10 protein-coding genes are annotated in these 9,756 nt (G+C 72.9%); 2 read left to right on the plus strand and 8 right to left on the minus strand.

Features of this window, described 5'->3' with window-relative positions:
• The 8 genes from ACFFNX_RS06820 to ACFFNX_RS06855 form a co-directional block, all read right to left on the minus strand.
• The gene (locus ACFFNX_RS06820; protein ID WP_378196912.1) at positions 1-906 is read right to left on the minus strand and encodes an NAD(P)-dependent oxidoreductase; all 906 of its coding nucleotides are present in this window, start codon (positions 904-906) and stop codon (positions 1-3) included.
• Positions 903-1,289: a cupin domain-containing protein gene (locus tag ACFFNX_RS06825; RefSeq protein WP_378196915.1), complete on the minus strand. Its 387-nt coding sequence runs from the start codon at positions 1,287-1,289 to the stop codon at positions 903-905. Before ACFFNX_RS06825 ends, ACFFNX_RS06820 begins: the two co-directional genes overlap by 4 nt.
• Positions 1,286-2,194 (minus strand): NAD(P)-dependent oxidoreductase, encoded by a 909-nt coding sequence (locus ACFFNX_RS06830; RefSeq protein WP_378196918.1) that lies wholly within the window; start codon positions 2,192-2,194, stop codon positions 1,286-1,288. The genes ACFFNX_RS06825 and ACFFNX_RS06830 overlap by 4 nt, the downstream gene beginning before the upstream one ends.
• Entirely contained in the window at positions 2,187-3,038 is an 852-nt protein-coding gene (locus ACFFNX_RS06835) for an SDR family NAD(P)-dependent oxidoreductase (RefSeq protein WP_378196921.1), read from the minus strand. Before ACFFNX_RS06835 ends, ACFFNX_RS06830 begins: the two co-directional genes overlap by 8 nt.
• Positions 3,035-3,838: an N-acyl homoserine lactonase family protein gene (locus ACFFNX_RS06840; protein WP_378196924.1), complete on the minus strand. Its 804-nt coding sequence runs from the start codon at positions 3,836-3,838 to the stop codon at positions 3,035-3,037. Before ACFFNX_RS06840 ends, ACFFNX_RS06835 begins: the two co-directional genes overlap by 4 nt.
• Positions 3,835-4,752: a cupin domain-containing protein gene (locus tag ACFFNX_RS06845; RefSeq protein ID WP_378196927.1), complete on the minus strand. Its 918-nt coding sequence runs from the start codon at positions 4,750-4,752 to the stop codon at positions 3,835-3,837. The genes ACFFNX_RS06840 and ACFFNX_RS06845 overlap by 4 nt, the downstream gene beginning before the upstream one ends.
• A 66-nt stretch (positions 4,753-4,818) precedes the next feature.
• Positions 4,819-5,592 (minus strand): IclR family transcriptional regulator, encoded by a 774-nt coding sequence (locus ACFFNX_RS06850; protein ID WP_378196930.1) that lies wholly within the window; start codon positions 5,590-5,592, stop codon positions 4,819-4,821.
• Positions 5,593-5,634: 42 nt separating this feature from the next.
• The gene (locus ACFFNX_RS06855; RefSeq protein WP_378196933.1) at positions 5,635-6,495 is read right to left on the minus strand and encodes an HpcH/HpaI aldolase family protein; all 861 of its coding nucleotides are present in this window, start codon (positions 6,493-6,495) and stop codon (positions 5,635-5,637) included.
• A 213-nt stretch (positions 6,496-6,708) separates the two neighbouring features.
• Between ACFFNX_RS06855 and ACFFNX_RS06860 the strand changes: the two genes are divergently transcribed.
• Both ACFFNX_RS06860 and ACFFNX_RS06865 read left to right on the plus strand, forming a co-directional pair.
• Positions 6,709-7,299 (plus strand): hypothetical protein, encoded by a 591-nt coding sequence (locus tag ACFFNX_RS06860; RefSeq protein WP_378196935.1) that lies wholly within the window; start codon positions 6,709-6,711, stop codon positions 7,297-7,299.
• A gap of 39 nt (positions 7,300-7,338) precedes the next feature.
• A partial coding sequence (locus ACFFNX_RS06865) for a protein kinase domain-containing protein (protein ID WP_378196938.1) occupies positions 7,339-9,756 on the plus strand: 2,418 nt, incomplete at its 3' end.

Consider the following 9,756-nt stretch of genomic DNA (forward strand, 5'->3'; position numbering starts at 1 on the left):
TCATTCTCCCGTTCGGGTGGGGCCGGCGGCTCGTCGCGCTTCGAGCCAGCGCGCGATCTCGGTGTGGTCGGCGTCGGCGGGAAGCGCCTCGGCCGCCTCGGCCCAGGCGTCGACGGCGGCACGGCTCAGCGGCGCGGGCGTACCGGTCGCGTCCTCGAGGTCCAGGGCCACGCGCATGTCCTTGAGCATCAGCCGCAGGGCGAAGCCCGAGTCGAAGCCGCCCGGCAGGATGAACCGCGGCCATTTGGTCTGGGTGGAGCCGCTGCGCCCGCTCGATCCGTTGACGATGTCGAGCATTACGGCCGGGTCGAGCCCGAACTCCCGCCCCGCGATGAGCGCTTCGGAGCTCACCAGCAGGTGCGCCGCCGACATCAGGTTGTTCAGCGCCTTGACCGCGTGGCCGGCGCCGGGCCGTTCGCCCGCGTGCACGACCGAGGACCCCAGGACGTCGAGCACGGGCCGTACCCGGGCGACCGTCTCGGCGGGACCACCGACCATGATCGTCAAGGCGCCCCCACGGGCACCCGTGACGCCACCGGACACGGGCGCGTCGATCAGCGGCACGCCTCGCTCCGCGGCGCGGTCGGCGAGCGCACGCGTACGTGCCGGGACCGACGAGCTCATGTCCACGATCACGGTCGGCGGGACGGCGCGGCCCAGGAGCCCGTCCCCGAGCAGCACGGCCTCGACGACGTCGGAGTCCGGCAGCATGAGGATCACCGCGTCGGCGCCGTCGGCGACGTCGGCGGCGGTCTTCGCGACGCGGATGCCCGCCACCCCGTCGAGCCGCTCGCGCGCCGCCGGTCCGGCGTCGTAGACGTGCAGGTCATGGCCTGCACCGGCCAGCAGGCGCGCCATCGGCTCGCCCATGTTCCCCAGGCCGACGAAGCCGATCCGCCCGCTCATCGAAGGTCCCCGTACTCGTCGTCGGAGACCGCGTCGAGCCAGTTGGTGGTGCCCAGGGACACCGCGAGATGCGCCATGACGGTCTCCGGCCCGCCCCCGTGCCAGTGCCGCTCGCCGGGCGGGGTCCAGACGAGGTCACCGGGACGCAGCGGCGTCGGCCGCCCGCCCTCGGCGCAGATCAAGCCGTGCCCGGTGAGCACGTGGAGGAGCTGACCGCCCTCGTGCCAGTGCCAGTGTGTCCGCGCGCCCGGCGCGAAGAACACGCTGGCGAAGGTGACACCGTCGCCGGTCCCGAGCGGATCCGCGTACACGAGCCCGGTGAAGGTGGCCGTCCGTCGCTCGGCCGGCGCGTCACCGGCCTGTCCCCGTCTGATGATCTTCATCGCGGGTCACCGGTCCCGCCGTCGTGCAGCCGTACGCCCCCGGCCACGTCACCGAGCGCGTCGACGACCCGGTTGCTGATCTGCTCGGCGTAGCCGAGGCTGTTCGCGAGGCCGAACGCGGCCAGCGGCCCGGACGCCGCGAGCGACGGCACCCCCAGCTCGTGCAGGCAGTCCACGTAGAGCGCGATGTCCTTGGTCATGAGGGAGCTGGTCAGACCGCCCTCCAGGTAGTCGCCGCGCACGATGCGCGGGAAGCGGTTGCGGGTGGCGAAGTTCACGCCGCTGCTCGCGTTGATGACGTCCAGGACGAGGCTCAGGTCCAGATCGGCCTTCTTCGCCGCGAGCATGACCTCGGCGGTGGCGCTCAGGCTGACCGCGTTGAGGAAGTTGTTGAGGACCTTGGTGGTGTGGCCGGCGCCGCTGCCGCCCATGTGCACGACCTTCTCGGCGATAGCGGCGAAGACCCGGTCCAGTGTCGCCAGCGCCTGCGCCGAGCCGCCGACCATGACGGTCAGGGCGCCCTTCTCCGCGGCGGCGGCACCGCCCGACACACCGGCGTCGAGGAACTCGATCCGGCGCTCGGCCAGGGCCGCGTGCAGGCGGATGGACGAGCTCGGCGCCGCGGTGCTGAGGTCCACCACGATCTGGCCCGCACGCCCGGACTCCAGCACGCCGCCGGGGTCGAGGACGACCCTCTCGATGACGGAACTGTTCGGGAGCGACAGAAGAACGTGGTCGCTCCCGGCCATGACCTCCGCGACGGAGGCCGCGGCCCTGGCGCCCGCCTCGGCGGACCGCTCCGGCACCGGGTCGTAGCCCAGGACCGTGTGTCCCGCCTCGGCCAGGCGACGGGTCATCCGCCCGCCCATGTTCCCCAGGCCGATGAAACCGATCCGTTCACCCACGGTCGCTCCTTCCGTAGAGGGCCGCGTCATACCGCCCGAAGTCCCAGGCCCCGGCCCCGCCCGACGGGCGGACCGTGCTGACGGCGGCGGCGCCGCCGTCCGCGGACACGGTCTCGCCGGTGATGTAGCCGGCGTCGTCGCTGAGCAGGAACGCGACCACCGAGGCGATCTCGTCGCCGGTCCCGGCCCGGCGCAGCGGTGTGGTGGCGGCCCGCGTCACCATGTCGTCCCGGCCGCCGGGAGCGTCGGGCGTGGCCGCGAACAGCTCGGTCGGGACGATCCCGGGCGCCACGGCGTTCACGCGGACGCCGAGCGGCCCGCCGTACACCGCCGCCCCGTGCAGCAGCCCGAGGACCGCGTGCTTGGACGTCTGGTACGGGAGCAGGTCGGCGCTGCCGCGCAGGCTTCCGATCGACGCGGTGATCACGACCGCTCCCCCGCCGCCCTGCGCCGCGAACTGCCGGAACGCCGCCCGCAGACCGAGGAAGACGCCGCGGACGTTCACCGCCATGACCTGGTCGAACTCCTCGACGGTGAGGTCGGGGAGAACGGCGAGCGAGCCGGCGATCCCGGCGTTCAGGTGGTGGAGGTCCACCCGGCCGAAGCGGCGTACGGCCAGGTCGACACAGCCGGTCACGTCGGACTCGTCCCGGACGTCGGCCCGGATCCACGTACTGGGCGTCGGCAGCGACGCGGAGAGCGCGCGGATGCTCTCCTCGTCCGTGTCGGCGAGGACGACCTGGACGCCCTCCTCGGAGAGCCGGCGTACGGTGGCCGCGCCGATACCGCCCGCCGCCCCCGTCACGATGGCGACCTTGCCGTCGAGCCCGTGCAGACCTGTCATCTCCCCGCCTCCCCGCCGACCCGGACGGCGAGGCCGGCGGCCTCGCCGGTCAGCGCCGGGAAGCGGCGCATGACCTCGGGGTCGTGCCCGGCCACCAGCGGCCGCCCGTCTCCGGCCAGCTCGCGCAGCGTCTCGAAGCCCGCGTACATGGCGGGCAGGTCGGCCACGTGCGTGAACGGCCGGTCGAGTTCCAGCTCTTCGTAGTAGTGGAGCGCGTCCGAGGCGATGACCACGTCCCCGTCCGCACTCGTCACGAGCACCACGAGCTGGCCCGGCGTGTGGCCGCCGACCTCCAGTACCTCGATGCCGGGCGCGACGGTGTGCCGCCCTTCGACGAGGCTGACCCGTCCGTCCTCGACGGCCCGGCGCAAGGCGTCGAGGTCGTCGGCCTCGGCCGAGGTCATGAACAGCGGCCGGTCCGCCACGGGGCCGGTCCAGAAGGCGTACTCCCGCCTGGCGATGACCACCTCGGCGGACGGGAACAGATCGAGGTTGCCGATGTGGTCGTAGTGCGCGTGGGTGACGACGACCTGGCTCACGTCGGCGGGCCGGACCCCGAGCCGCGCGAGGGCCTCGGCCGGCGGGCACAGCATCGTGCGGCCCCGGCGCGTTCCGCTGCGCTCGTTGAAGCCGCAGTCGACCAGCACCGTGCGTCCCGCGCCCCGTACGACCCAGAAGAAGTAGTCCATGTCGGTCGGCGCGTCCGGCTCGCCGTACAGGCCGAAGTGCAGGTACACCTCGCTCTTGCGGGTGGCGCGGGTTCCGTACCGGACGGCGATCACCTCGTGCGGGGCGCTCATCCCGTCACCGCGGGAGCGGGCGGGTAGTCCTCCGCGTTGAGCACCCAGCCCTCCATCCTCGAGAAGTCCACGCGCGGCGGGGCGAAGATGTCGATCAGGTGGTTGGCGCCCTGGTCCACCGCCTGGCTGGTGTGGATCGCCGGCGGCGGGATGACGCAGACGTGCGGGGCGGCGCAGCGCTCGTGGTCGTCGGGCCGCCAGGCGTCGAGGTCGGTGGTCCACGGCCATCGGATGTGGTGGACGTACTCCCCGGCGATGACCAGCGAGCACTGCTCGAAGTCGTCGTGCGTGTGCGGCGACATCTTCTTCGTGTCGCGCGGCCCCTGTTGCACGCCGGTGTAATTGACCATGAAGGTCGTGCACCGGAACAGCCGGAACGGCGGGCTGTCCATCGGTGGCACGTCGAGGTCGTAGGCGCGGATCCGGAAGCCGCCCACGGGGTCCGGCCACGGTTCGAGGTCGGCCACGTTCGGGTGGTGCTCCTCGTAGGAGGCCGCGTTGGCGGCCAGCGAGGCCAGGTCCTCGGCCTTGGAGGTCAGCAGCCGGATCACCCGGCCGGTGCCGGAGAGCCGTACGGTGCTGTCGCCCGGCGGGACGAAGACCAGCGTGTCGCCGTGCACGGACCGCCGGTCGTCGCCCGCCTCGACGTCGGCGGTGACGGCCCGGTCCGGCAGGAGCACGACGTACTCGTCCGGCTGGTCCGTACGGGCGAACTCCAGCTCGCCGTCCAGCTCGGTGTATTCGAGGACGAAGTTCTGGCCGCGTCCGTACCAGGTCCGGCCGCCGTCGGCGACGACCGTCGGCGGCGTCTCGTAGAACCTCAGGTACTCCGCGCCGGCGAACGCGGTGGGCGGTGCCTTGACGGCGGTGTCGCCGGCCAGCTTGGAACGAGCGTCACTGGGATCAAAGGGCATGGGTGACGTACTCCTCACGAGCATGAGTGAAAGGAGGAAGACGGCGGTGGCCCGCCGGGGGGAGGCTCAGGCGGAGAGCTGCCCGGACAGCCGGGCCGCGGTCTCCTTCAGGACGTCGACGAACGGCGAGTCCGGATCCGCGGGCATGCCCTCGGACGGCCCGACGATCGCCAGCGACGCGACGATGTTGTCGCCCAGGAACACGGGGACCGCCGCCGTGGTCGTGCCGGGGATGGAACGCGGTCCCGCGACGGACCGCACGATGGCGCAGCGCTCCCGCTCGGTCGCGTCGATCCGGTCGGCGAGCCGCTCCAGCTCCGGACTCTGGGCGAAGCGCTGCCGTACGCGCCGCGAGAACGTCAGGTACAGCAGGCCGTGCGCGGTCTCGAACACGCCGAGCTGCGCACCGATCCGTACGGTGATGCGGGCGGGCGTGGAGGTGTGATCGTTCACCTCGATCACGCGGACCGAGTCCTCGTCCCAGACGCCCAGGACGGTCGTGAGGTCGAGGCGTGCGACGACCTCGCTCATCAGCGGCCGGGCGAGGCCGACGATCGGCATGCCCTCCGCGGCGGCCAGGCCCAGCTCGATGCAGCCGCCGCCCAGCCCGTACCGGCCGGTGACCGGGTCGTAGCGCAGCAGGCCGGCCTTGCGCAGCGCCGAGCAGTATCGGTGCGCGGTCGAGACCGACATGCCGCTGAGCTGAGCGATCTCGGTCGGCCCCAGGGACGGGACGTTCGGCACGAAGAGGCGCAGCAGGGCCGCCGCCCGTTCGACCGACTGAATGGACGCCGAGGCCGGGGAGGACTCCTCCGGGGTGGAACTCTTCGACCGGCCCATTGTCGGGACTGTACTCCACGGCTTCGGCCCCATGATCGCCGCTCACCGCTCTCGAACCGCTCCGGCCAGCGCGGCCTTCGCTCCGTCGGCGAACATCTTGGCGTCATTGCTGATCATGACGAACGTGAACCCGCGCTCGGCCGCCTCTCGCGCGGCGGGCCCGGAGGCGACCGCGGTGCCGCGGGGCAGACCGTGGGCCTTCGCCGCGGCCAGGAAGCGGTCGATGTAGCCCTGGAAGACAGGGTCGTCCGGCGACAGGCCGGTGGACAGGCCGAGATCTCCGGTGCCGAGGAAGACGGCGTCGAGTCCGGGGATCTCCATGATCTCGTCCAGCCGGTCGAGCACGGCGGCGTCCTCGAGCTGGATCCCGCGCACGATCTCCTCACTTCCCCGGCGCACGTACTCCGCGTTCGGGATCGTGCCCCACAGGCCGGCCCGCGAGGTCGAGCCGAGACCGCGCCGCCCCTGCGGGGCGAAGACCATGTCGCCGACCACTCGGCGCGCCTCCTCGACGCCGGCGACCTGCGGGATGAGGAGCCCGTCGACCCCGGAGTCCAGCACGCGCTGGACGTAGTTTCCGCTGCGGTCGGGGGTCCGTACGAGGACGTGCATGCCGAGGGCCTGGCTCAGCGCGGTCGCGCGGTAGGCCGCCTCCAGCGTCAGCGGACTGTGCTCCTCGTCCAGAACGATGAAGTCGTACCCCACCGCGGCCAGCATCTCGATCGTCTCGAGCGCCGGGATCTTCACCCAGGTGCCCAGCAGGCACTCGGTGGAGGAGCGCAGTTTCTCGCGAAAGCCGACCCAGCCTGCCCGATCCCTGACCGTGCTCATCCGCCTCAGCCCTTCTCCGTCGGGGTCGCCGACCGGCCGTACGGACGAGGCGATCCCACGATGCGGGTTCACAATCCCGCTTGTCGGGATGTCTCACAAAATAGGGTCGGGCCGGGAGGACGTCAAGGGTGTGGTCACCGGCATGCGGTCCGCATGAGTCGAAGGCGGCCGGGACGGGTCCCGGAGGCGGTGCTGTACGTTGCGGTCCGGCAGCGTGTCACCGGTTCGGCTCCGAAAGGGCTCTGAGACGTGGTCGTCACCTTCGATACAACCGGCCTGCGGCGCGTGGATGAGACGACCTGGTCGCATCCCACCAGCGGGGACTACATCCATCTGAAACTCAACAGCGGGGCGCTCACCGAGCCGGCCTGGCTGGAGAACGTCCCGGCCATGCGGTACAACCTCGCCGTCGGGTACGCGCAGATGGGATGCCTCATCGAGGCCGAACCGGTGACCCTCGGCGGGGTTCGCGGAGTGTGCCAGGTGGTGAAGGCGCCCATCCCGAACGCGCCCAGCGGACAGGTCTTCCTGGCCAACATCTTTCTCGCCAAGGCCGATCGCCATGTGATGTTCGGCTGCTCCGCCGCGGAGAGCGGGATCACCGGAGTACGCGAGACGACGATCATGGCAAAACTCGGCCTGTTCGGCGACGGCTGGGTCCTGCCGCACCCGTACGCCCCCGAGCTGAAGGGCCGGCTGCCCTATCACCGCGGCGACGACCCGGCCTGGGACACCCGGTTCCCCGACCATCCCCTGTCACGGGTACGGGCATGGGTGGGGTGGGTGCTGGCCACCGCGACCGTCGACCCCGCGTTCGCCGCCCTGCCCGACTTCGTCCCCGGTCCCCCGGCGCCGGACGCCGGCTCCGGCCGGTGACCGGACCGGGCCCGGTGCGGGCGCCGGGCTGAGGCACGCATGGCGGTCGGCGGGGTGTGGCGGACCGGCCAGGTCGTCGACGGGCGCTATGAGGTCCTTCAGGTGCACGAGACCGGCGGCATGGGCGTCGTGTACCGGGTCCGGCACCTGGAGTGGGACACGGACCTGGCGGTGAAGTGCCCGCGCGCGGAGCTGTTCGGCACCGGGGATCAGCGGGATCGGTTCATCGCCGAGGCGGAGATCTGGGTGTCGCTGGGCCTGCATCCGAACGTGTGCGGCTGCCACTATGTGCGCGTCCTCGACGGGATCCCGCGGGTGTTCGCCGAGTACGTCACGGGCGGCAGCCTGCGCGACTGGATCCACGACGGCCGCCTGTACGCGGGCGGCCGGGCCGACGTGCTCGCCCGCGTCCTGGACGTGGCGGTGCGGTTCGCGTGGGGGCTGGCGCACGCGCACGAGCGTGGTCTCGTGCACCAGGACGTCAAGCCCGCCAACGTGCTGCTGGACGTCACCGCCCGCGGGCCCGTCGCGAAGGTGACCGACTTCGGATTGACCCGGGCCCTGACCGCGCCGCCGAGGGCCGCGGACGCCCCGGCGGGGGCGCCCCTGGACGTGTCCGTCTACGGCCTGACGCCCGCGTACGCCTCGCCTGAGCAGAGCGCGGGGAGGCGGGTGGACCGGCGCACCGACGTCTACAGCTTCGCCGTGTCCGTGCTGGAGATGTTCACCGGCGGGATCAACTGGATGTCCGGCCCGACGGCGGGTTCGGCGCTGGACGCCCTGCGCGGCCGGCCCGGGCCGGGCCTGCACGAGCCGCCGGCGGAGCTGACCGATCTGCTGGCCCGGAGCCTGAGCCCGACCCCGTCCGGGCGGCCCGCGTCCATGGCCGAGGTCGCCACCGAGCTCGTCGCGATCTACCGGCGGGCGATCGGCACGCCGTATCCGCGTACCGCTCCCGCCGCCGCGGACCTGCGTGCCGACGAGCTCAACAACCGCGGCGTCTCACTGCTCGACCTCGGCCGTCCGGCCGAGGCGGGCAAGGCGTTCACCGCCGCGCTGGTCGCCGACCCGCAGCACCTGAACGCCACCTACAACGCCGGGCTGCTGCGGTGGCGGCGCGGCGAGTGCACCGACGAGGACCTCATCGCCGCTCTCGAGGCGACGGTCTCCGGCGGCGCCGACCCCGCAGAGACCCGGCGGCTGCTCGCCGAGGTGCACCGGGAACGCGGCGATCGCGACCAGGCGGACGCGCTGCTCGGCCGGAGCTCGACCCTCCGGCGCGAACCGTCGAGCGGCACGCGCCGCATCCCCTGGTACGTCTATGAGGACCGCACCGAGACGTTCTTCGACCTGCCGGTCCGCCGGCAGCCGCCGTCGATGCGGATCCGCTTCACCGCGGACGGGCGGCGCGCGGTGACCGCCGGTGACGGGGTGCTGCGCGTGTGGGACGTCCGCGACGGACGGTGCCTGCGGGAGCTGGCGACCCCGGCCGTCGGGTTCACCTTCGACATCAGCGACGACGGCCGGTACGCCGTCACGGCCGGGCCGGACGCCGTGCACTTCTGGGACCTGGCCGAGGGGCGCCGCCTGCGGGCCTTCGGCGCCCCCGAGGGCTGGAACCGGAGTCTGTGGTCGGCGTCGGTGCACCTCAGCGGCGACGGGCGGGTCGCGGTCTCGGCGAACTACGACGGGACCGTGCTCGTCTGGGACTTCCCCGGCGGCCGGCTCCGGCAGACCCTCGACGGGCACAACGGCAACGCGACCGCGGCGGTCGGCCACGACGGGCGACTCGTGCTCACCGCGGGCCGCGAGGACGGCACGGCACGGCTGTGGGAGGTCGCCACGGGCCGCTGCGTCCGCGTCCTCGACGGCCGCATGCGCGACGGTCATCGAGGGGTCGAGGCGCTCTGCCTCAGCGCCGACGGGCACTCCGCGGCGCTGGCCGCCGGCGTGCGGATCCGGGTCTGGGACCTTCGCCGAGGGCACGCCCGTACGCTGCGCGGGCATACCCGCGTGGTCGGGTCGATGTCGGTGTCCGGCGGATACCTCGTGTCCACGGGCGCCGACGACACGGTCCGGCTGTGGACGCTCACCGGCGGACGCTGCCTGCGCACCTTCCGCGGGGACGGCGGCCCCGTACGGGCGGCCCACCTCGACGTGGACGCGGGCGTGCTGTCGTCCGCGTGGCAGGCCGACGTCCTGCGCCGGTGGGCGGTGCCCCCACGACGCACCGCGCCGCCCCGGCTGAGCAGGCCGCGGCAGCACGACGAGCTGAGCGGACTCGACGCGACGGTGGCGAACCTGATGAGCCGGGCCCGGTCGGCCGCGGATCCAGAGACCGCCCTCGGGCTGCTCACCGAGGCCAGGGCGGTGCCCGGGTACGAGCGCGAGCCGCGCCTGCTCGCGGCGTGGCGGGAGCTCGGCCGATCGGCGGTCCGGGTCGGCCTTCGTTCGGCA

The organism is Actinoallomurus acaciae (genome assembly GCF_042429965.1).
Taxonomy (GTDB): Bacteria; Actinomycetota; Actinomycetes; order Streptosporangiales; family Streptosporangiaceae; genus Actinoallomurus; species Actinoallomurus acaciae.